Annotated in this window: 18 protein-coding genes and 2 tRNA genes; 19 read left to right on the forward strand and 1 reads right to left on the reverse strand. The window is 58.8% G+C overall.

Going from position 1 to position 22,180, the window contains the following annotated elements:
• Positions 1-19 precede the first annotated feature (19 nt).
• The 8 genes from grpE to F8N66_RS06040 all read left to right on the forward strand — a co-directional run bounded on the left by grpE (position 20) and on the right by F8N66_RS06040 (position 10,489).
• Complete coding sequence (gene grpE / locus F8N66_RS06005; protein ID WP_150769323.1) at positions 20-586, forward strand: nucleotide exchange factor GrpE; 567 nt, start codon at positions 20-22, stop codon at positions 584-586.
• A 102-nt stretch (positions 587-688) separates the two neighbouring features.
• Entirely contained in the window at positions 689-2,605 is a 1,917-nt protein-coding gene (gene dnaK, locus F8N66_RS06010) for a molecular chaperone DnaK (RefSeq protein ID WP_095194006.1), read from the forward strand.
• Between the two features lie 297 nt (positions 2,606-2,902).
• On the forward strand, positions 2,903-4,027 hold the full coding sequence (dnaJ, locus tag F8N66_RS06015; protein WP_150769324.1) for a molecular chaperone DnaJ: 1,125 nt from the start codon (positions 2,903-2,905) through the stop codon (positions 4,025-4,027).
• Positions 4,028-4,037: 10 nt separating this feature from the next.
• A complete protein-coding gene (gene dapB, locus F8N66_RS06020) occupies positions 4,038-4,841 on the forward strand; it encodes a 4-hydroxy-tetrahydrodipicolinate reductase (protein ID WP_150769325.1) in 804 nt (267 codons plus the stop codon).
• 259 nt (positions 4,842-5,100) lie between these two features.
• Positions 5,101-6,237: a glutamine-hydrolyzing carbamoyl-phosphate synthase small subunit gene (carA, locus tag F8N66_RS06025; protein ID WP_150769326.1), complete on the forward strand. Its 1,137-nt coding sequence runs from the start codon at positions 5,101-5,103 to the stop codon at positions 6,235-6,237.
• A gap of 118 nt (positions 6,238-6,355) precedes the next feature.
• Complete coding sequence (gene carB, locus F8N66_RS06030; RefSeq protein ID WP_150769327.1) at positions 6,356-9,577, forward strand: carbamoyl-phosphate synthase large subunit; 3,222 nt, start codon at positions 6,356-6,358, stop codon at positions 9,575-9,577.
• Positions 9,578-9,579: 2 nt separating this feature from the next.
• Entirely contained in the window at positions 9,580-10,056 is a 477-nt protein-coding gene (gene greA / locus F8N66_RS06035; protein WP_150770148.1) for a transcription elongation factor GreA, read from the forward strand.
• 28 nt (positions 10,057-10,084) lie between these two features.
• A complete protein-coding gene (locus F8N66_RS06040; RefSeq protein ID WP_150770149.1) occupies positions 10,085-10,489 on the forward strand; it encodes an MFS transporter in 405 nt (134 codons plus the stop codon).
• A gap of 9 nt (positions 10,490-10,498) precedes the next feature.
• Here F8N66_RS06040 and F8N66_RS06045 read toward each other — a convergent pair whose 3' ends face one another.
• Complete coding sequence (locus F8N66_RS06045) at positions 10,499-10,807, reverse strand: YhbY family RNA-binding protein (RefSeq protein WP_007942889.1); 309 nt, start codon at positions 10,805-10,807, stop codon at positions 10,499-10,501.
• A 101-nt stretch (positions 10,808-10,908) separates the two neighbouring features.
• On the opposite strand from F8N66_RS06045, the gene rlmE reads away from it, so the two are divergent.
• The 11 genes from rlmE (at position 10,909) to infB (ending at position 22,034) form a co-directional block, all read left to right on the forward strand.
• On the forward strand, positions 10,909-11,538 hold the full coding sequence (gene rlmE / locus F8N66_RS06050; RefSeq protein WP_150769328.1) for a 23S rRNA (uridine(2552)-2'-O)-methyltransferase RlmE: 630 nt from the start codon (positions 10,909-10,911) through the stop codon (positions 11,536-11,538).
• A 200-nt stretch (positions 11,539-11,738) separates the two neighbouring features.
• On the forward strand, positions 11,739-13,649 hold the full coding sequence (gene ftsH / locus F8N66_RS06055) for an ATP-dependent zinc metalloprotease FtsH (RefSeq protein WP_150769329.1): 1,911 nt from the start codon (positions 11,739-11,741) through the stop codon (positions 13,647-13,649).
• A gap of 8 nt (positions 13,650-13,657) precedes the next feature.
• A complete protein-coding gene (folP, locus tag F8N66_RS06060; protein WP_150769330.1) occupies positions 13,658-14,509 on the forward strand; it encodes a dihydropteroate synthase in 852 nt (283 codons plus the stop codon).
• A gap of 16 nt (positions 14,510-14,525) precedes the next feature.
• Positions 14,526-15,863 (forward strand): phosphoglucosamine mutase, encoded by a 1,338-nt coding sequence (glmM, locus tag F8N66_RS06065; RefSeq protein WP_150769331.1) that lies wholly within the window; start codon positions 14,526-14,528, stop codon positions 15,861-15,863.
• 66 nt (positions 15,864-15,929) lie between these two features.
• Positions 15,930-16,685, forward strand: coding sequence for a triose-phosphate isomerase (tpiA, locus tag F8N66_RS06070; RefSeq protein ID WP_150769332.1), 756 nt, complete (start codon positions 15,930-15,932; stop codon positions 16,683-16,685).
• Positions 16,686-16,689: 4 nt separating this feature from the next.
• Complete coding sequence (gene secG / locus F8N66_RS06075; RefSeq protein WP_017336473.1) at positions 16,690-17,073, forward strand: preprotein translocase subunit SecG; 384 nt, start codon at positions 16,690-16,692, stop codon at positions 17,071-17,073.
• Between the two features lie 22 nt (positions 17,074-17,095).
• A tRNA-Leu gene (locus F8N66_RS06080) sits at positions 17,096-17,181 on the forward strand.
• 97 nt (positions 17,182-17,278) lie between these two features.
• A tRNA-Met gene (locus F8N66_RS06085) sits at positions 17,279-17,355 on the forward strand.
• Positions 17,356-17,493: 138 nt separating this feature from the next.
• Positions 17,494-17,952 (forward strand): ribosome maturation factor RimP, encoded by a 459-nt coding sequence (gene rimP, locus F8N66_RS06090; RefSeq protein ID WP_007973115.1) that lies wholly within the window; start codon positions 17,494-17,496, stop codon positions 17,950-17,952.
• A gap of 47 nt (positions 17,953-17,999) precedes the next feature.
• On the forward strand, positions 18,000-19,481 hold the full coding sequence (gene nusA / locus F8N66_RS06095; protein ID WP_020796534.1) for a transcription termination factor NusA: 1,482 nt from the start codon (positions 18,000-18,002) through the stop codon (positions 19,479-19,481).
• A 27-nt stretch (positions 19,482-19,508) separates the two neighbouring features.
• On the forward strand, positions 19,509-22,034 hold the full coding sequence (infB, locus tag F8N66_RS06100; RefSeq protein WP_150769333.1) for a translation initiation factor IF-2: 2,526 nt from the start codon (positions 19,509-19,511) through the stop codon (positions 22,032-22,034).
• The last annotated feature ends 146 nt before the right edge of the window (positions 22,035-22,180 follow it).

Raw genomic sequence — 22,180 nt, forward strand, 5'->3', positions numbered from 1 at the left:
ATATTGAAAGGAGAATTCTATGGCTGACGAACAGACAGTGGATACGCAAAATCTAGACGCCGACCAGGTAGCCCAGGCTTCGGGTGATGACCTGGCGGCTCGTGTACAAGTGCTCGAAGAGCAACTGGCAGGCGCGCAGGATCAGGCTTTGCGTGTAGCCGCCGATCTGCAGAACGTCCGCCGTCGCGCCGAGCAGGATGTAGAAAAGGCTCACAAATTCGCGCTGGAAAAATTCGCCGGCGACCTGCTGCCGATCATCGACAGCCTGGAGCGCGGCCTGGAGCTTTCCAACCCGGATGACGAAAGCATTCGTCCGATGCGCGAAGGCATCGAGCTGACCCTGAAAATGTTCCAGGACACCCTGAAGCGTTATCAGCTGGAAGCGATCGACCCGCAGGGCGAACCGTTCAATGCCGTCCTTCACCAGGCAATGGCCATGCAGGAAAGCGCCGACCTAGAGCCGAACAGCGTGCTCAAGGTGTTCCAGAAGGGCTACCAGCTCAACGGTCGCCTGCTGCGTCCGGCCATGGTCGTGGTCAGCAAGGCTCCTGCGCCAGTTTCGCCCTCTATTGATGAGCAGGCTTGAAATTAGCCGCAAGGCCCCCATTTAGAAGTCAAGCGTTTAAGTGCTACCGCAGTTGGCCACAACCGCTGCGGCAACCAAATCCAAAGTTTCGGGAGAGTGAACATGGGCAAAATTATCGGTATCGACCTGGGGACTACCAACTCCTGCGTCTCCGTGCTGGAAAACGGCAAGGCAAAAGTAATTGAAAACGCCGAAGGCGCGCGTACCACGCCGTCGATCATCGCTTACGCCAACGATGGCGAAATCCTGGTCGGCCAGTCCGCCAAGCGTCAGGCCGTGACCAATCCGCACAACACCCTGTACGCGGTGAAGCGTCTGATCGGTCGTCGCTTCGAAGAAGAAGTGGTACAGAAAGACATTCAGATGGTCCCTTACAAGATCGTCAAGGCTGACAACAACGACGCCTGGGTTGAAGTGAACGGCCAGAAAATGGCTCCGCCACAAATCTCGGCTGAAATCCTGAAAAAAATGAAGAAAACCGCCGAAGACTACCTCGGCGAGCCTGTGACCGAAGCGGTGATCACCGTTCCGGCCTACTTCAACGACAGCCAGCGTCAAGCCACCAAAGACGCCGGGCGCATCGCGGGCCTGGACGTTAAACGTATCATCAACGAACCAACCGCAGCTGCTCTGGCTTACGGTATGGACAAAGCGAAAGGCGATCACACCGTGATCGTTTACGACCTGGGCGGCGGTACTTTCGACGTTTCCGTGATCGAAATCGCTGAAGTCGATGGCGAGCACCAGTTCGAAGTACTGGCAACCAACGGCGACACGTTCCTGGGTGGTGAAGACTTTGACATTCGTCTGATCGACTACCTCGTCGACGAATTCAAGAAAGAAAGCGGCATGAACCTCAAAGGTGACCCGCTGGCCATGCAGCGCCTGAAAGAAGCTGCTGAAAAGGCCAAGATCGAGCTGTCGTCCGCTCAGTCGACCGACGTGAACCTGCCATACATCACTGCAGACGCGACCGGTCCTAAGCACTTGAACGTGAAAATCTCCCGCGCCAAGCTGGAAGCGCTGGTAGAAGACCTGGTTCAACGCACTATCGAGCCTTGCCGCATCGCTCTGAAAGACTCGGGTATTGACGTTGGTTCGATCAACGACGTGATCCTGGTGGGCGGTCAGACCCGTATGCCACTGGTTCAGAAGCTGGTGACCGAATTCTTCGGTAAAGAAGCTCGTAAAGACGTGAACCCGGACGAAGCCGTTGCCATGGGTGCTGCGATCCAGGGCGCTGTTCTGGCCGGTGACGTGAAAGACGTTCTGCTGCTCGACGTCAGCCCGCTGACCCTGGGTATCGAAACCATGGGTGGCGTGATGACCGCGCTGATCGAGAAAAACACCACGATTCCTACCAAGAAATCGCAAGTGTTCTCGACGGCCGACGACAACCAGGGCGCCGTGACCATTCATGTGCTGCAAGGTGAGCGTAAGCAGGCTGCGCAGAACAAGTCCCTGGGCAAGTTCGACCTGGCCGAGATTCCACCAGCACCACGTGGCGTGCCACAAATTGAAGTGACCTTCGACATCGACGCCAACGGCATTCTGCACGTAGGCGCCAAAGACAAGGCCACCGGCAAGACTCAGTCGATCGTGATCAAGGCCAACTCCGGTCTGTCCGACGAAGAAATCGAGCGCATGGTGCGTGATGCCGAGGCTAACGCCGAGGAAGACCGCAAGTTCGAAGAGCTGGCCGCTGCCCGTAACCAGGGTGATGCGCTGGTTCACTCGACGCGCAAAATGGTCGCTGATGCTGGCGACAAGGTAAGCGCTGAAGAAAAGACTGCGATCGAAGCTGCCGTGGTTGCCCTGGAAGCCGCTGTCAAAGGCGACGACAAGGCCGCTATCGAAGCCAAGGTTGAAGAGCTGTCCAAGGTCTCCGCTCCAGTGGCGCAGAAGATGTATGCCGAACAGGCCCAGCCTGCTGAAGGCGCTGCACCGCAAGGCGAGTCGGCCGAGAAGGCGGATGACGTGGTCGACGCTGAGTTCGAAGAAGTCAAAGACCACAAGTAAGTTGTTGGTCGGCCGGTTGACTGCCTTCAGGCGGTGACTGGTAGGATGTCGCCGCGCGGGAGCTTGCTCCCGCGTTGGCGTGTCTGGAGTAAGCGAATTTTTACAGCATGCGACAGCGTTCGCGTGTTGCTGGCATGGCCGGGAATGCTCCTGCTTCCCCGCCGAAAGTGCCTCATCGAAACAAAGACCAGGATCGTTGAATTGACGTGAGTTGGGTCCGGGCCTGTATTGGGGCTCAACGAGTTTGGCAAGGCTCAGGAGAGGTTTGCCGGACGTCCTCAAGAGTGCAGAAGACTTATGGCAAAGCGTGACTATTACGAAGTATTGGGTGTTGAGCGAGGCACCAGCGAGGCGGACCTGAAAAAGGCCTACCGTCGCCTGGCGATGAAGCATCACCCGGACCGTAATCCCGATGACAAAGCGTCGGAAGAGATGTTCAAGGAGGCCAACGAGGCCTACGAAGTGCTGTCCGATTCCAGCAAGCGCGCGGCGTATGACCAGTACGGCCATGCCGGCGTCGACCCGAGCATGGGTGGCGGCGGTGCCGGGTTCGGCGGTCAGAACTTCTCCGACATCTTTGGCGATGTCTTCAGTGACTTCTTCGGTGGCGGTCGCGGTGGTTCCCGTGGCGGCGCTCAGCGCGGCAGCGATTTGCGCTACACCCTGGAGCTGGACCTGGAAGAGGCGGTGCGTGGCACGACCGTGAATATCCGCGTGCCGTCGCTGGTCAATTGCAAGCCATGCGATGGCTCGGGTGCCAAGAAAGGCTCCTCGCCAGTGACTTGCCCGACTTGCGGCGGTATCGGCCAGGTGCGCATGCAGCAGGGTTTCTTCTCGGTGCAGCAAACCTGCCCGCGCTGCCATGGCCAGGGCAAGATCATTTCCGATCCGTGCGATTCCTGCCACGGCGAAGGTCGTGTCGAAGAGTACAAGACCCTTTCGGTGAAAGTGCCGGCCGGTGTCGATACCGGTGATCGCATTCGCCTGTCCGGCGAGGGTGAGGCGGGCGCCCAGGGCGGTCCGACCGGCGATCTGTATGTGGTGATCAACGTGCGCGAGCACTCGATCTTCCAGCGTGATGGCAAGCACCTGTTCTGCGAAGTGCCGATCAGCTTTGTCGATGCGGCGTTGGGTGGCGAGCTGGAGATTCCGACCCTTGATGGTCGGGTCAAGCTGAAGATCCCTGAGGGGACCCAGACCGGCAAGCAGTTCCGCGTTCGTGGCAAGGGCGTCGCGCCTGTGCGTGGTGGCGGTGCTGGTGATCTGATGTGCCGTGTCGCGGTCGAGACCCCGGTCAACCTGAGCCGTCGTCAGCGCGAAATGCTGGAAGAGTTCCGCAGTTCGCTGGCGGACGACAACAGCCATTCCCCGAAAACCACGGGCTGGTTCGAAGGCGTGAAGCGCTTCTTCGGCGATTTGTAAGGAGGCAGGCATGCGACGTATAGCTGTGATGGGCGCCGCCGGGCGCATGGGCAAAACCCTGATTGAGGCCGTTCACCAAACGGCAGGCGCGGGCTTGACCGCGGCGGTGGATCGTCCCGATAGCACGCTGGTCGGCGCCGATGCCGGTGAGCTGGCGGCACTGGGTCGTATCGGTGTGCCGTTGTCCGGCGACCTGGATCGGGTCGTCGACGAGTTCGACGTGCTGATCGACTTCACCCATCCGACGGTGACCCTGAAGAATCTCGCCTTCTGCCGAAAGCACGGCAAGGCGATGATCATTGGCACCACGGGTTTCAGTGTTGAAGAGAAGCAGTTGCTGGCAGAGGCGGGCAAGGACATTCCAATCGTCTTCGCGGCCAATTTCAGTGTCGGTGTAAACCTGTGCCTCAAGCTGCTCGACACGGCTGCTCGCGTGCTGGGTGATGACGTCGATATCGAAATCACTGAAGCTCACCACCGGCACAAGGTCGATGCGCCGTCGGGTACGGCGGTGCGCATGGGTGAAGTAATTGCCGATGCGCTGGGGCGTGACCTGAAGAAGGTGGCGGTCTACGGTCGTGAGGGTCAGACCGGTGCGCGTGACCGCGAAACGATCGGTTTTGCCACTGTTCGTGCCGGCGACATCGTCGGTGATCACACCGTGCTGTTCGCTGCTGAGGGTGAGCGCGTGGAGATCACTCACAAGGCGTCAAGCCGCATGACCTTCGCCAAGGGGGCGGTGCGTGCTGCATTGTGGCTGGACGGGCGCGAGCCTGGTCTTTATGACATGCAAGACGTGCTCGACCTGCGCTAATATGCGCTCGAAACCGGGCTCGCGCGCAGCGTTTGAGCCCGGTTTCACTCCGCCAAGCGACGTCCTGTCGCATTCTCCAGCCTTTAAGGCTCATTGGCGGTAGACCAAAAATGCCTTTTTCTGTAAGCTACAGCTTTAGTGTGTCCACTAAAAGCGCGCAGAATAATTCAGTGAAGAAGCGGGGTGACGTGTCCATACGTCACTCCGCTTTTTTACAACCTGCGATCGCCCTTTCAGGCTTTATTTACGGGAGGTCTTCTTGACTAAGCCAGCCATACTCGCCCTTGCTGATGGCAGCATTTTTCGCGGCGAAGCCATTGGAGCCGACGGTCAAACCGTTGGTGAGGTGGTGTTCAACACCGCAATGACCGGCTATCAGGAAATCCTTACCGATCCTTCCTACGCCCAACAGATCGTTACCCTGACTTACCCGCACATCGGCAACACCGGCACTACGCCGGAAGACGCCGAGTCGAACCGCGTCTGGTCCGCTGGCCTGGTCATCCGTGACCTGCCGCTGGTGGCGAGCAACTGGCGTAACACGATGTCCCTGTCCGACTACCTCAAGGCCAACAACGTTGTGGCCATTGCCGGTATCGACACCCGCCGCCTGACGCGCATCCTGCGTGAAAAAGGCGCACAGAACGGCTGCATCATGGCCGGTGACAACATCTCCGAAGAAGCCGCCATCGCCGCCGCCCAGGGTTTTCCTGGTCTTAAAGGCATGGACTTGGCAAAGGTCGTCAGCACCAAGGACGCCTACGAGTGGCGCTCGACGGTCTGGGACCTGAAAACCGACAGCCACGCGACCATCGAAGCGTCCGAGCTGCCGTACCACGTGGTCGCCTACGACTACGGCGTCAAGGTGAACATCCTGCGCATGCTGGTCGAGCGCGGTTGCCGCGTGACGGTCGTGCCTGCGCAAACCCCGGCCGCCGATGTGCTGGCCTTGAAGCCGGATGGCGTGTTCCTGTCCAACGGCCCTGGTGATCCGGAGCCTTGCGACTACGCGATCCAGGCGATCAAGGATGTGCTGGAAACCGAGATCCCGGTGTTCGGTATCTGCCTCGGTCACCAACTGCTGGCCCTGGCCTCCGGCGCCAAGACCCTGAAAATGGGCCATGGCCACCACGGTGCCAACCACCCGGTCCAGGACCTGGACACCGGTGTGGTGATGATCACCAGCCAGAACCACGGTTTTGCGGTTGACGAAGAGACCCTGCCAGCCAACGTCCGCGCGATCCACAAGTCGCTGTTCGACGGCACCCTGCAAGGGATCGAGCGTACCGACAAGAGCGCCTTCAGCTTCCAGGGTCACCCTGAAGCCAGCCCTGGCCCGAACGACGTAGCGCCATTGTTTGATCGCTTCATCAACGAGATGGCCAAGCGACGCTGATCGCTCGCCCTGATGTAGCAAAGCTTGAGGGCGGTCCCGACACCGGCGGCCCCCTCAAGTCTTCAGAGATTGAACAAGACGGCTTGCCGACTGACCTGCGGATTTGAGTGACAAACCCATGCCAAAACGTACAGACATTAAAAGCATCCTGATTCTCGGCGCTGGCCCGATCGTGATCGGCCAGGCCTGCGAATTCGACTACTCCGGCGCCCAGGCCTGTAAAGCCCTGCGCGAAGAGGGCTACCGCGTCATCCTGGTGAACTCCAACCCGGCCACCATCATGACCGACCCGGCCATGGCCGACGCTACCTACATCGAGCCGATCAAGTGGCAGACCGTTGCCAAGATCATCGAGAAAGAGCGTCCGGACGCGCTGCTGCCGACCATGGGTGGCCAGACCGCTCTGAACTGCGCACTGGATCTGGAGCGCGAAGGCGTCCTGGAGAAATTCGGCGTAGAAATGATCGGTGCCAACGCGGACACCATCGACAAGGCTGAAGACCGTTCGCGTTTCGACAAAGCCATGAAGTCCATCGGCCTGGCGTGCCCGCGTTCCGGTATCGCCCACAGCATGGAAGAGGCCAACGCGGTCCTCGAGAAGCTGGGCTTCCCGTGCATCATCCGTCCGTCCTTCACCATGGGCGGCACCGGTGGCGGCATCGCTTACAACCGTGAAGAGTTCGAAGAAATCTGCGCCCGCGGTCTGGACCTGTCGCCGACCAAGGAGCTGCTGATCGACGAATCGCTGATCGGCTGGAAAGAGTACGAGATGGAGGTGGTCCGCGATAAGAAGGACAACTGCATCATCGTCTGCTCCATCGAAAACTTCGACCCGATGGGCGTGCACACCGGTGACTCGATCACCGTGGCGCCGGCACAGACCCTGACCGACAAGGAATACCAGATCCTGCGTAACGCCTCCCTGGCGGTATTGCGCGAGATCGGCGTGGAAACCGGCGGTTCCAACGTCCAGTTCGGCATCTGCCCGAACACGGGCCGCATGGTTGTCATCGAGATGAACCCGCGCGTTTCCCGTTCCTCGGCACTGGCCTCGAAAGCCACCGGCTTCCCGATCGCCAAGGTTGCGGCCAAGCTAGCTGTGGGCTACACCCTGGACGAACTGTCGAACGACATCACCGGTGGCAAGACCCCGGCGTCCTTCGAGCCGTCGATCGACTACGTCGTGACCAAGCTGCCACGTTTCGCCTTCGAAAAATTCGCCAAGGCTGACGCCCGCCTGACCACTCAGATGAAGTCGGTCGGTGAAGTCATGGCCATCGGCCGTACCTTCCAGGAATCCCTGCAGAAAGCCCTGCGCGGCTTGGAAGTCGGTGTGTGTGGGCTGGACGAGAAGGTTGATCTGAGCAGCCCGGAAAGCATGAGCATTCTCAAGCGCGAGCTGACCGTGCCGGGTGCCGAGCGCATCTGGTACGTGGCGGACGCCATGCGCGCCGGCATGAGCGTTGAAGACATCTTCGGCATGACCATGATCGATCCTTGGTTCCTGGTGCAGATGGAAGATCTGATCAAGGACGAAGAGAAGGTCAAGACCCTGGGTCTGACCAGCATCGACCGCGACCTGATGTTCCGCCTCAAGCGCAAAGGTTTCTCCGATATGCGCCTGGCCAAGCTGCTGGGTGTGACCGAGAAGAGCCTGCGCGCTCACCGCCACAAGCTGGACATCTTCCCGGTCTACAAGCGCGTCGACACTTGCGCTGCCGAGTTCGCCACCGACACCGCGTACCTCTACTCGACGTACGAAGAAGAGTGCGAAGCCGCACCGTCGGGTCGCGACAAGATCATGATCCTGGGCGGCGGTCCGAACCGTATCGGCCAAGGCATCGAGTTCGACTACTGCTGCGTACACGCGGCACTGGCCCTGCGCGATGATGGTTATGAAACCATCATGGTCAACTGCAACCCGGAAACCGTTTCCACTGACTACGACACCTCCGATCGCCTGTACTTCGAGCCAGTCACCCTGGAAGACGTGCTGGAAATCGTCCGTGTCGAGAAGCCAAAAGGCGTGATCGTCCAGTACGGCGGCCAGACCCCGCTGAAGCTGGCGCGCGCCCTGGAGGCCGCCGGCGTGCCGATCATCGGCACCAGCCCTGACGCCATCGACCGTGCCGAAGACCGCGAGCGTTTCCAGCAGATGGTCCAGCGCCTGAACCTGCGTCAGCCGCCAAACGCCACCGTGCGCAGCGAAGACGAAGCGATTCGCGCCGCAGCCAAGATTGGCTACCCGCTGGTGGTGCGTCCGTCCTACGTGTTGGGCGGTCGTGCGATGGAAATCGTCTACGAAGAAGAAGAACTCAAGCGCTACCTGCGTGAAGCGGTTCAAGTGTCCAACGACAGCCCGGTGCTGCTGGATCACTTCCTCAACTGCGCCATTGAAATGGACGTGGATGCGGTCTGCGACGGTAAGGACGTGGTCATCGGCGCAATCATGCAGCACATCGAGCAGGCCGGCGTTCACTCCGGTGACTCCGCGTGCTCGCTGCCGCCATACTCGCTGCCTGCGCACATCCAGGACGAGATGCGCGAGCAGGTCAAGAAAATGGCCCTGGAACTGGGCGTTATCGGCCTGATGAACGTGCAGTTGGCGCTGCAGGGTGATGACATCTACGTCATCGAAGTCAACCCGCGTGCTTCGCGTACCGTACCGTTCGTGTCCAAGTGCATCGGTGTTTCCCTGGCAATGATCGCGGCTCGCGTGATGGCCGGTAAGACCCTGAAGGAAATTGGCTTCACCAAGGAAATCATTCCGAACTTCTACAGTGTCAAAGAAGCGGTGTTCCCGTTCGCCAAGTTCCCTGGCGTTGACCCGATCCTCGGCCCGGAAATGAAGTCCACCGGTGAGGTAATGGGCGTGGGCGACACCTTCGGCGAAGCGTTCGCCAAGGCCCAGATGGGCGCCAGCGAAGTGCTGCCGACTGGCGGTACCGCATTCATCAGCGTGCGTGACGACGACAAGCCTCTGGTTGCAGGTGTGGCTCGTGATCTGATCAACTTGGGCTTCGAAGTGGTTGCCACTGCCGGTACCGCCAAGCTGATTGAGGCCGCAGGCCTGAAAGTGCGCCGCGTGAACAAGGTGACCGAGGGCCGTCCGCACGTGGTCGACATGATCAAGAATGACGAAGTCACCCTGATCATCAACACCACCGAAGGTCGTCAGTCGATCGCTGACTCCTATTCCATTCGTCGCAATGCCTTGCAGCACAAGATCTACTGCACCACGACCATTGCTGCTGGCGAAGCGATCTGCGAAGCGCTGAAGTTCGGTCCCGAGAAGACCGTACGCCGCTTGCAGGATCTACACGCAGGATTGAAGGCATGAGCATAACCAAGTACCCAATGACCGTTCAGGGCGCCAAAGCCCTGGAAGAAGAACACGCCCACCTGACCAAGGTCGTACGTCCGAAGCTCAGCCAGGACATCGGCACGGCCCGCGAACTGGGTGACCTGAAGGAAAACGCCGAATACCACGCTGCTCGCGAGCAGCAAGGTATGGTCGAGGCGCGGATCCGTGACATTGAAGGCCGCATGCAGAATGCAGTGATCATTGATGTCACGACGATTCCTCACACCGGCAAGGTGATTTTCGGCACTACCGTTGAAATCGCCAACGTCGAGACGGATGAAAGCGTCACTTACCACATCGTTGGTGAGGACGAGGCAGACATCAAGCTCGGCAAGATTTCCGTCGGTTCGCCTATTGCCCGCGCCTTGATTGCCAAGGAAGAGGGCGACGTCGTCGCGGTCAAGACGCCTAGCGGTGTCATCGAGTACGAGATTGTCGAAGTCCGCCACATCTAAAGGCAGGCGCCCGCTACGCGCGGGCGCCATGCTTTGGCAGTTGACCCAGATGTTATGGGTCGGCGGCTTGTGGTTGTTGCACATCGGTCTGCTGCCGGTGCTGGGGCATATTGGCCTGGCACCGCTGCTGATCGACGAAATTGCAGGCATGCTGAATGCGCTGATGGTGGGATTTGCCGCAGCGTGTGTGGTTTTCCAGGCTTTGGTGCTGGTACAGGCCGAGGGCCGTGCCAGTCTATGGCGAGATGTTCGCGGCCAAGTGTTGCTGATGGCGCTGTATGCGTGCGCGATGTACTTCGCGGTGCGTATCGGCTGGCCGGATGCGTTGCGTTGGCAGGTGTTCAGCTATCTTGTGCTGGGCTTTTCCGGGCTGGTGCTGGTTTTGCAGCCAGTGCCGGGGTGGAGCGGCAGGGTGCGCGAAGCACACCCTTGACCCTTGCCATCACTTGAAGCGATGGACGTTCGACAGCTGTTTGTTGACGCTGAAGTTCTTGCGGTAAATCAGTGCCATCTTCCCGATGACCTGAACCAGATCCGCTTTGCCGACTTTGCACAGTTCTGCAATGGACGCCAGGCGCGATTCGCGATCCAGGATGTTGAGCTTGATTTTGATCAGCTCGTGATCCGCCAATGCGCGTTCAAGTTCGGCTAACACACCCTCAGTCAAACCGTTGTCAGCCACAATCAAAACCGGTTTCAGATGGTGGCCAATGGATTTGTACTGTTTCTTCTGCTCTTGAGTGAGCGGCATAATCTGACCCTTTCGTCTGGATTCTGTAAAATGGCGGCCATTTTACCCGAGGGTTCGTGGATCCGCCCAACTAATCACGACCCTTATCATCGAGGTGCCCAATGGCGCGTTCCAAGACAAGCCTTGGCTGGCTGAAAAGACATGTCAATGATCCCTATGTGAAGCAGGCGCAGAAGGATGGCTACCGCTCGCGTGCGAGTTACAAGCTTCTGGAGGTCCAGGAGAAATACAAGCTGATCCGTCCAGGTATGACCGTTGTCGACCTCGGGGCGGCGCCCGGTGGCTGGTCGCAGGTCACCAGCCGGCTGATTGGTGGTCAGGGGCGCCTGATCGCCTCGGACATCCTGGAAATGGACAGCATTCCGGACGTGACTTTCATTCAGGGTGACTTCACCCAGGACGAAGTGCTCGCTCGGATCCTGGACGCCGTGGGTAATTCGCCGGTGGACCTTGTGATTTCCGATATGGCCCCCAATATGAGTGGTACGCCTGCCGTAGATATGCCCAAAGCGATGTTTCTTTGCGAGCTGGCGCTTGATCTGGCGGCCCGGATACTCAAGCCGGGTGGTAATTTCGTGATCAAGGTTTTTCAGGGTGAGGGGTTTGATGCTTACGTGAAGGACGCTCGTCAGAAATTCGACAAGGTCCAGATGATCAAGCCGGACTCTTCCCGTGGCAGTTCCCGGGAGCAATACATGCTGGCTTGGGGATACCGCGGCCGGAGTGAATGAAGCGATTTTTTTTGCGGGGCGATAGGAATTTCGTATTTCGCCTTGTAGGAATTAGCGAATATTGTGTAGGAAGTGTTTCACAAAGGGTTACAGACGGCGCCTGCCAAGTTGTAGGTAATGTAGTAAGTTAGGCCGGTGAATATCATGCGAAGCGCGCGCCATTAGCGGTGCTTGCTTCAGAGGGTAGTTAATTGAACGATATGGCAAAGAATCTGATCCTGTGGTTGATCATCGCGGCTGTCCTGGTGACGGTGATGAACAACTTCTCCAGCCCTAACGAGCCGCAGACCCTCAACTATTCCGACTTCATCCAGCAGGTCAAGGATGGCAAGGTCGAGCGCGTGGCGGTTGATGGCTACGTGATTACCGGCAAGCGCAACGATGGCGACAGCTTCAAGACCATTCGTCCGGCAATCCAGGACAATGGCCTGATCGGCGACCTGGTGGATAACCACGTCGTGGTCGAGGGCAAGCAGCCTGAACAGCAAAGCATCTGGACTCAACTCCTGGTCGCGAGCTTCCCGATCCTGGTGATCATTGCCGTTTTTATGTTCTTCATGCGGCAGATGCAGGGTGGTGCCGGTGGCAAGGGCGGGCCGATGAGCTTTGGCAAGAGCAAGGCGCGCCTACTCTCCGAGGATCAGGTCAAGACCACGTTGGCTGACGTTGCCGGTTGCGACGAAGCCAAGGAAGAAGTTGGCGAGCTGGTCGAGTTCCTGCGCGATCCGGGCAAGTTCCAGCGTCTGGGCGGTCGTATCCCTCGCGGCGTGCTGATGGTTGGCCCTCCGGGTACTGGTAAGACCTTGCTGGCCAAGGCCATTGCCGGTGAAGCCAAAGTACCGTTCTTCACCATTTCCGGTTCCGACTTCGTCGAAATGTTCGTCGGCGTCGGTGCCAGCCGTGTTCGCGATATGTTCGAACAGGCCAAGAAACATGCGCCGTGCATCATCTTCATCGACGAAATCGACGCCGTTGGTCGCCATCGTGGCGCCGGCATGGGCGGCGGTCACGACGAGCGCGAGCAGACCCTCAACCAGTTGCTGGTAGAGATGGACGGCTTCGAGATGAACGACGGGATTATTGTGATCGCCGCGACGAACCGTCCTGATGTGCTCGACCCCGCGCTGCTGCGTCCGGGCCGTTTCGACCGTCAGGTCGTGGTGGGTCTGCCGGACATTCGCGGTCGCGAACAGATTCTCAAGGTACACATGCGCAAAGTGCCAATGGGTGACGACGTCGCTCCGGCGGTGATCGCTCGTGGCACTCCTGGTTTCTCCGGTGCCGACCTGGCCAACCTGGTGAACGAGGCCTCTTTGTTCGCTGCCCGTGCCGGCAAGCGCATCGTTGAAATGAAAGAGTTCGAGCTGGCGAAAGACAAGATCATGATGGGTGCCGAGCGCAAATCCATGGTCATGTCCGAGAAAGAAAAGCAGAACACGGCTTATCACGAGGCGGGTCATGCCATTGTTGGTCGAGTCGTGCCTGAGCATGATCCGGTGTACAAGGTGTCGATCATCCCGCGCGGTCGTGCGTTGGGTGTGACCATGTTCCTGCCGGAAGAAGATCGCTACAGCCTGTCCAAGCGCGCCCTGATCAGCCAGATCTGCTCGCTGTACGGTGGCCGTATCGCCGAGGAAATGACCTTGGGCTTCGATGGTGTCACCACCGGTGCGTCCAACGACATTATGCGTGCAAGCCAGATCGCCCGGAACATGGTGACCAAGTGGGGCCTTTCGGAGAAGCTCGGTCCATTGATGTATGCCGAAGAAGAGGGCGAAGTGTTCCTCGGTCGCGGCGGTGGTGGTCAGAATGCAAGCTTCTCGGGTGAGACGGCGAAGCTGATCGACTCCGAAGTGCGCAGCATCATCGATCAGTGCTACGGCACCGCCAAGCAGATCCTGACGGACAACCGTGACAAGCTCGACGCCATGGCCGACGCCTTGATGAAGTACGAGACGATTGATGCTGAGCAGATTGACGACATCATGGCGGGTCGTACGCCTCGCGAGCCTCGCGACTGGTCAGGCGGCACCGGTAGTTCGGGAACGCCTCCGGCGGTGCAGGATGAGCGTCCGCAAACACCTATCGGCGGTCCGGCTGCTGACGTTTAAGGTTTGAAATGACTTCTGTTCAGTCCTCGACCCGGTTGCCTTGCGGCAACCGGGTTCTTGATTTGGCCCAGACTCATGTCATGGGCATTCTCAATGTAACCCCCGATTCCTTTTCCGATGGTGGTCAGTACCGCCAGCTCGATGCGGCCTTGCGCCACGCCGAGGCCATGGTAGTGGCCGGCGCGACACTGATTGATGTCGGTGGCGAGTCGACGCGACCGGGCGCCAGGGCGGTGTCGCCGCTGGAGGAGCTTGAGCGGGTTGCACCGATCGTCGAGCGGATTCACCGCGAACTGGATGTGATCATTTCGGTCGATACCTCCACGCCTGCCGTCATGCGTGAAACCGCGCGGCTGGGGGCCGGGTTGATCAATGATGTGCGTTCGTTGCGCCGAGATGGCGCGCTGGATGCGGCGGCGGCAACGGGTTTGCCGGTCTGCCTGATGCATATGCTCGGTGAGCCGGGCTATATGCAGGACGATCCGCACTATCAGGACGTTACCAGGGAAGTCGGCGAGTTTCTGGCCGGGCGAATTGCCCAGTGCGTGTCGGCGGGTATTCCTGTTGAGAAAATCATTCTCGATCCGGGGTTTGGCTTCGCAAAAACCTTGCAGCACAATCTAAGCTTGTTCAAACATATGGAAGCCTTGCATGCCTTGGGAAGGCCCCTGTTGGTTGGGGTTTCGCGCAAGAGCATGATTGGCCAGGCGTTGAATCGCCCGGTGGATGGGCGTCTATATGGTGGCCTTGCCCTCGCAGCCTTGGCTTCGCACAAAGGGGCGCGAATATTGCGCGTCCATGATGTAGCCGAAACAGTCGATGTGGTGAAGATGATCGCCGCAGTGGAATCAGCCGAATAAGAATGATGGAGCGCGTATGACTAGGAAATATTTTGGTACTGACGGCATTCGTGGTCGAGTGGGTGAATATCCGATTACTCCTGACTTCATGCTCAAGCTCGGCTGGGCGGCGGGCATGGCGTTCCGCAAGATGGGCGCCTGCAAGGTGCTGGTCGGCAAGGACACCCGTATTTCCGGGTACATGTTCGAGTCGGCGCTGGAGGCCGGGCTCACCTCGGCCGGTGCCGATGTCATGCTCCTGGGGCCGATGCCGACCCCGGCCATCGCCTATTTGACGCGCACCTTCCATGCCGAAGCCGGCATCGTGATCAGTGCTTCGCACAACCCCCACGATGACAACGGCATCAAGTTTTTCTCGGGCAAGGGCACCAAGCTTCCCGATGAAGTCGAGCAGATGATTGAAGAGTTGCTGGATACGCCGATGACCGTGGTGGAATCGAGCAAAATCGGCAAGGTTTCGCGAATCAATGACGCATCTGGCCGTTACATTGAGTTCTGCAAGAGCAGCGTGCCGACCGGAACCAGTTTTTCGGGCCTGAAAATCGTGCTCGACTGCGCCCATGGTGCGACTTACAAGGTGGCGCCCAGCGTGTTCCGGGAGCTCGGCGCCGACGTCGTGGTGCTGTCCGCGCAACCTAACGGCTTGAACATCAACGACAATTGCGGTTCGACCCACATGGGGCAGCTGCAGGCCGCCGTGCTCGCCGAGCACGCCGATCTGGGGATCGCCTTCGACGGTGACGGTGATCGCGTTCTGATGGTCGATCACACCGGTGCCATTGTTGATGGTGATGAGCTGCTGTACATCATTGCTCGCGATCTGCATGAGCGCGACAAGCTGCAGGGTGGCGTAGTCGGTACGCTGATGAGTAACCTGGGCCTGGAACTGGCCCTGGCGGATCTGGCGATTCCCTTTGTGCGCGCCAACGTCGGTGACCGTTATGTGATCGCCGATCTGCTGGAGCGCAACTGGCTGGTGGGTGGCGAGAATTCGGGTCATATTGTTTGCTTCAACCACACGACCACGGGCGATGCAATCATTGCTGCGCTGCAGGTGCTGATGGCGCTGAAGACGCGTTCGGAAGGGCTGGCCCAGTCGCGCCAAGCATTGCGCAAGTGCCCTCAAGTGCTGATCAATGTGCGCTTCGGTGGGGGGGCAAGCCCGCTTGAACACCCGTCGGTCAAGGAAGCCAGCGAGCGCGTGACCAAGGCCATGGCGGGTCGCGGGCGCGTGCTGTTGCGCAAGTCCGGAACCGAGCCGCTGGTGCGCGTTATGGTCGAAGGCGAGGATGAAACACAGGTCCGCGGCTATGCCGAAGAGCTGGCAAAACTGGTTACTGAAGTTTCTGCCTGATTTCGGCTTGCCAGCCATGATTGTGTTGGGTAACATCTGCGCCCACTTTGACCGACGAGGTACAGCATGCGTCGCCCTATGGTAGCTGGTAACTGGAAGATGCACGGTACCCGCGCCAGCGTCGCTGAGCTGATCGATGGCCTTGGTCAATTGGCCTTGCCGAGCGATGTTGATGTCGCGGTATTCCCGCCTAGCCTGCATATCAATCAAGTGATTGATGGCTTGCAAGGAAAGTCGATTTCGGTCGGCGCGCAGAACTCTGCGGTGGAGTCCGGGCAAGGCGCATTGACCGGTGAGATTGCTCCGAGTCAGTTGGTGGATGCAGGTTGTTCCCTGGTGCTTGTCGGGCACTCCGAGCGCCGCCTTATAATGGGCGAGCAGGACGGAACGCTGATTCGCAAGTTTGCAGCGGCTCAGGCATGTGGCTTGATTCCGGTGTTGTGCGTAGGGGAAACCCTTGAACAACGTGAAGCCGGGAAAACGCTTGAGGTTGTCTCGCGTCAGTTGGGCAGCGTCATCGACGAGCTGGGTGTTGAAGCATTTGCAAAGGCAGTAATCGCTTACGAGCCGGTCTGGGCCATTGGCACCGGGCTGACTGCTTCGCCGCAACAGGCGCAGGATGTGCATGCAGCCATCCGCGCGCAGTTGGCGGCAGAGAATTCTGAAGTCGCACAAGGTGTGCGTCTTCTATACGGCGGCAGCGTGAAGGCGGCCAATGCGGTCGAACTGTTCGGCATGCCGGATATCGATGGGGGCCTCATTGGTGGGGCTTCCCTGAATGCAGATGAGTTCGGTGCGATTTGTCGCGCCGCGGGAAACTGAAAAAATGCTGGAAACAGTCGTAGTCGTTTTTCATCTGCTGGGTGCATTGGGCGTAGTAGCTCTGGTTTTGCTGCAGCAGGGTAAAGGTGCGGATGCTGGCGCGTCTTTCGGAGCAGGTGCTTCAAATACTGTGTTCGGAAGCCAAGGTTCCTCTACCTTTCTTAGTAAGTTTACTGCTATACTTGCCGCAGGTTTTTTCATAACCAGCTTGGGGTTAGGTTACTTTGCTAAAGAGAAGGCTCACCAGCTGACTCAAGTAGGTCTCCCAAATCCAGCGGTTCTGGAAGTTCCAAAGCAACAACCGGCTTCTGATGATGTCCCGGTGCTTCAAGAGCAAAAGTCGGCTACTCCAGCGACTGACGTACCTCCAGCTCAAGAGCAGAAGTAAGAAGGGTTTCAAACGTAGTATTGCCGAGGTGGTGGAATTGGTAGACACGCAACCTTGAGGTGGTTGTGCCCATAGGGTGTAGGGGTTCGAGTCCCCTTCTCGGTACCAATTAGTCAGGAGAGCCCGCTGTTGCGGGCTTTCTTGCAGGTGGAAGGTTACATTGACCCTGTCGGGGATCGGTCGTATACTTCCGCCCCAGCTTTGTCGCGGGGTGGAGCAGTCTGGTAGCTCGTCGGGCTCATAACCCGAAGGTCGTCGGTTCAAATCCGGCCCCCGCAACCAGTTTAAGGAGCCCCTTTTAAGGGGCTTTTTGTTAGCTGGACACTTTCAACGCCGCTGTTCGACGGCGTTTCAAGGATGGGCGTTTCGCCCATTTTTTTATTTTGCATAGCATGCACATACATGCACTAGGGGGTTCAGGTGTCGAGCAAGCTAGAAGAGTTGCAGGCCTTGCTGGCCCCGGTGGTCGTGGCCCTAGGCTATGAATGCTGGGGTATTGAGTTTTCGGCTCAAGGTCGCCACTCAATGTTGCGCGTTTATATCGATAAAGAGGGCGGCGTGCTGGTGGACGATTGTGCCATCGTCAGCCGTCAGATCAGCGGTGTCCTGGATGTTGAAGATCCAATCTCCGTTGAATACACCCTTGAAGTTTCCTCGCCTGGCATGGAACGCCCGCTGTTCACTCTTGAGCAGTTTGCAAAATTTGCCGGTGAACAAGTGAAGATCAAGCTGCGCTCGCCTTTTGAAGGTCGACGCAACTTTCAGGGCCTTCTGCGCGGTGTAGAAGAGCAGGACGTCGTGGTGCAGGTTGAAGACCATGAGTTCCTGTTGCCGATCGATATGATCGACAAGGCCAACATTATTCCCAGTTTTGACTGAGACGCGGATCCCGCGGATCCAATGGCTTGCGAAAGGCGAGGCGTACGATGAGCAAAGAAGTACTGCTGGTTGTTGAGTCGGTATCCAATGAAAAGGGCGTACCGGCAAACGTAATTTTTGAAGCGCTGGAGCTGGCTCTGGCCACCGCTACCAAAAAGCGTTTCGAGGACGAAGTTGATCTGCGTGTGGAAATCAATCGCCACACCGGTGCTTACGAGACTTTCCGTCGCTGGACGGTCGTCGAAGAAGATGACCTGGACGATCCGGCCATCGAAACCTGGCCAAGCAAGGTTGCTGAAACGCACCCGGGTGCCAAGGTGGGCGACGTCGTCGAAGAAAAGATTGAGTCCATCGAATTTGGACGTATCGCTGCACAGACTGCCAAGCAAGTCATTGTGCAAAAGGTTCGCGAAGCCGAGCGTGCCCAGGTTGTTGACGCTTACCGCGAGCGCCTGGGTGAAATCATCTCCGGCACCGTGAAAAAAGTGACCCGCGATAACGTGATCGTCGATCTGGGCAACAACGCCGAGGCGTTGCTGGCTCGTGAAGACATCATTTCTCGCGAAACTTTCCGGGTTGGTGTGCGCCTTCGTGCACTGCTCAAGGAAATCCGCACCGAGAACCGCGGCCCGCAGCTGATCCTGTCGCGTACCGCGCCGGAAATGCTGATCGAGTTGTTCCGCATCGAAGTGCCGGAAATCGCCGAAGGCCTGATCGAAGTAATGGCTGCGTCCCGTGATCCGGGTTCGCGCGCCAAGATCGCCGTACGCTCCAAGGACAAACGCATCGACCCGCAGGGCGCTTGCATCGGTATGCGCGGTTCGCGCGTCCAGGCAGTGTCGGGTGAGTTGGGTGGTGAGCGCGTTGATATCGTCCTGTGGGACGACAACCCGGCTCAGTTCGTGATCAACGCCATGTCCCCGGCCGAGGTTGCGGCAATTATCGTTGACGAAGATGCCCATGCCATGGACATCGCCGTTGGCGCAGACAATCTGGCTCAGGCCATCGGTCGCGGTGGTCAGAACGTGCGTCTGGCCAGCCAGCTGACTGGCTGGACCCTGAACGTGATGACCGAATCGGACATCCAGGCTAAGCAGCAAGCAGAAACCGGCGACATCCTGCGCAACTTCATCGACGAGCTGGAAGTCGACGAAGACCTGGCGCAGGTGCTGGTAGATGAAGGCTTCACCAGCCTGGAAGAGATTGCCTACGTACCGTTGGAAGAAATGCTCAACATCGACGGCTTTGACGAAGATACCGTCAACGAGCTTCGCGCTCGTGCCAAGGATCGCTTGTTGACCAAAGCCATCGCTACTGAGGAAAAGCTGGCAGACGCCCATCCGGCCGAAGACCTGCTCTCGCTTGAGGGTATGGACAAGGATTTGGCGATGGAACTGGCGGTGCGCGGCGTAATTACCCGCGAAGACCTGGCCGAGCAGTCTATTGACGACCTGCTCGACATCGACGGCATTGACGATGATCGTGCCGGCAAGTTGATCATGGCCGCCCGAGCCCACTGGTTCGAGTAATTAGGCGCGGCCTGAGGAGAGAAGTGCATGACGCAAGTCACGGTGAAACAACTGGCCGATGAGGTCAAAACACCGGTAGAGCGCCTGTTGCAGCAGATGCGTGAGGCAGGTCTGCCGCACACCGCCGCCGAAGAAAGTGTGACTGACAGTGAGAAGCAATCCCTGCTGACTCACTTGAAGAGCAGCCACAAGGCGAAAGTGGAAGAACCACGCAAGATCACGCTGCAGCGTAAAACCACCAGCACCCTGCGTGTTGCTGGCAGCAAAAGCATCAGCGTTGAAGTACGCAAGAAGAAAGTCTTCGTACAGCGCAGCCCGGAAGAAATCGAAGCCGAGCGCAAGCGTGAAATGGATGAACGTCGCGCAGTAGAAAATGCTGCACGTCAGAAGGCTGAAGAAGAAGCCAAGCGTCGCGCCGAAGAAGAAGCGCGTCGCCAGCCTGCTGCTGCGCCCACCGCTCCAGCCGAACCTGTTGCCGCACCTGCTGCGGTGGCCGAGCCTGTGCGTGAAAGCGCACCGGTGGTGGCTGCAGCTCCGGCACCTGCGGCAGATGCTCGCAAGCGTGACGAGCCACGTCGTCCGGACAAGCCACGTGCTGACGATAACAATCGTCGCGGTGGTGGCGATGGCGAGCGCAAAAACGCTCCGCATCGTGCTTCGGTCAAGGAAAAAGCGCCTGCGCCACGCGTTGCCCCACGTACTACCGACGAAGAAAGCGATGGCTTCCGTCGTGGTGGTCGCGGCAAGGCCAAGCTGAAGAAGCGCAACGCCCACGGTTTCCAGAGCCCAACCGGCCCTGTCGTGCGCGAAGTGAAGATCGGCGAGACCATCACTGTGGGCGATCTGGCCCAGCAGATGTCGGTCAAGGCGGCTGAAATCATCAAGTTCATGTTCAAACTGGGTACTCCAGCGACTATCAACCAGGTACTGGACCAGGAAACTGCCCAGCTGGTTGCTGAAGAGCTGGGACACAAAGTGACCCTGGTCAGCGACACCGCCCTGGAAGATTCCCTGGCCGAGTCCCTGAAGTTTGAAGGTGAGGCAGTTTCCCGTGCGCCGGTCGTGACCGTAATGGGCCACGTTGACCACGGTAAGACTTCCCTGCTCGACTACATCCGTCGTGCCAAGGTAGCTGCTGGCGAAGCCGGCGGTATCACCCAGCACATCGGTGCATACCACGTTGAAACCGACCGTGGCATGGTGACGTTCCTCGATACCCCGGGTCACGCCGCGTTTACCGCAATGCGTGCCCGTGGTGCCAAGGCGACCGACATCGTGATCCTGGTGGTTGCAGCGGACGACGGCGTAATGCCGCAAACCATCGAAGCTGTTCAGCACGCTCAGGCTGCTGGCGTTCCGCTGGTTGTCGCTGTGAACAAGATCGACAAGCCAGGTGCTGACCTCGATCGCATCCGTAGCGAACTGTCGGTACACGGCGTGACCTCGGAAGAGTGGGGTGGTGACACTCCATTCGTACCGGTCTCGGCGAAGATGGGTACTGGCGTCGACGAATTGCTCGAAGCTGTTCTGCTGCAAGCCGAAGTTCTGGAACTGACGGCTACGCCTTCGGCTCCTGGCCGTGGCGTCGTGGTTGAGTCCCGTCTGGACAAGGGGCGTGGTCCGGTGGCTACCGTTCTGGTTCAAGACGGTACCCTGCGTCAGGGCGACATGGTTCTGGTCGGTTCGAACTATGGCCGCGTTCGCGCCATGCTCGACGAGAACGGCAAGCCAATCAAGGAAGCCGGTCCGGCCATCCCGGTCGAGATCCTCGGCCTGGACGGTACTCCGGACGCTGGCGACGAGATGAGCGTTGTGGCTGACGAGAAGAAAGCCCGTGAAGTGGCTCTGTTCCGCCAAGGCAAGTTCCGCGAAGTCAAACTGGCGCGTGCTCACGCAGGCAAGCTGGAAAACATCTTCGAGAACATGGGCCAGGAAGAGAAGAAGACGCTCAACATCGTCCTCAAATCCGACGTCCGTGGTTCGCTGGAAGCGTTGAACGGTGCCTTGAACGGCCTGGGTAACGACGAAGTGCAAGTGCGTGTGGTCGGTGGCGGTGTCGGTGGTATCACCGAGTCCGACGCCAACCTGGCACTGGCCTCCAACGCTGTACTGTTCGGCTTCAACGTGCGTGCCGATGCCGGCGCTCGCAAGATCGTCGAGCAGGAAGGCCTGGATATGCGTTACTACAACGTGATCTACGACATCATCGAAGACGTCAAGAAAGCCCTGACCGGTATGCTTGGCAGCGATGTTCGCGAGAACATCCTCGGTGTGGCTGAAGTACGTGACGTGTTCCGTTCGCCGAAGTTTGGCGCGATCGCCGGTTGCATGGTGATCGAGGGCACTGTTCACCGTAACCGTCCGATCCGTGTACTGCGTGAAGACATCGTTATCTTCGAAGGCGAGCTGGAATCCCTGCGCCGCTTCAAGGATGACGCTTCCGAAGTACGTGCCGGCATGGAATGCGGTATCGGCGTGAAGAGCTACAACGACGTCAAGGTCGGTGACAAGATCGAAGTCTTCGAGAAGGTTCAGGTTGCTCGCAGCCTCTAACTCGCGCACTTCAAGGGCCACGGTGAGCCGCCGCATGCAAATGCGCGGCACAGCGTCAGGACTCTAAACGCAACGCCCGGTCTGGCTTTTGTCAGGCCGGGCGTTTGCCGCTTTCAGACCCTTCGGGTTTCACCGTGGGGCAGTAA

The sequence above is a fragment of the Pseudomonas fluorescens genome, from assembly GCF_902498195.1.
Classification (GTDB): Bacteria; Pseudomonadota; Gammaproteobacteria; order Pseudomonadales; family Pseudomonadaceae; genus Aquipseudomonas; species Aquipseudomonas fluorescens_BU.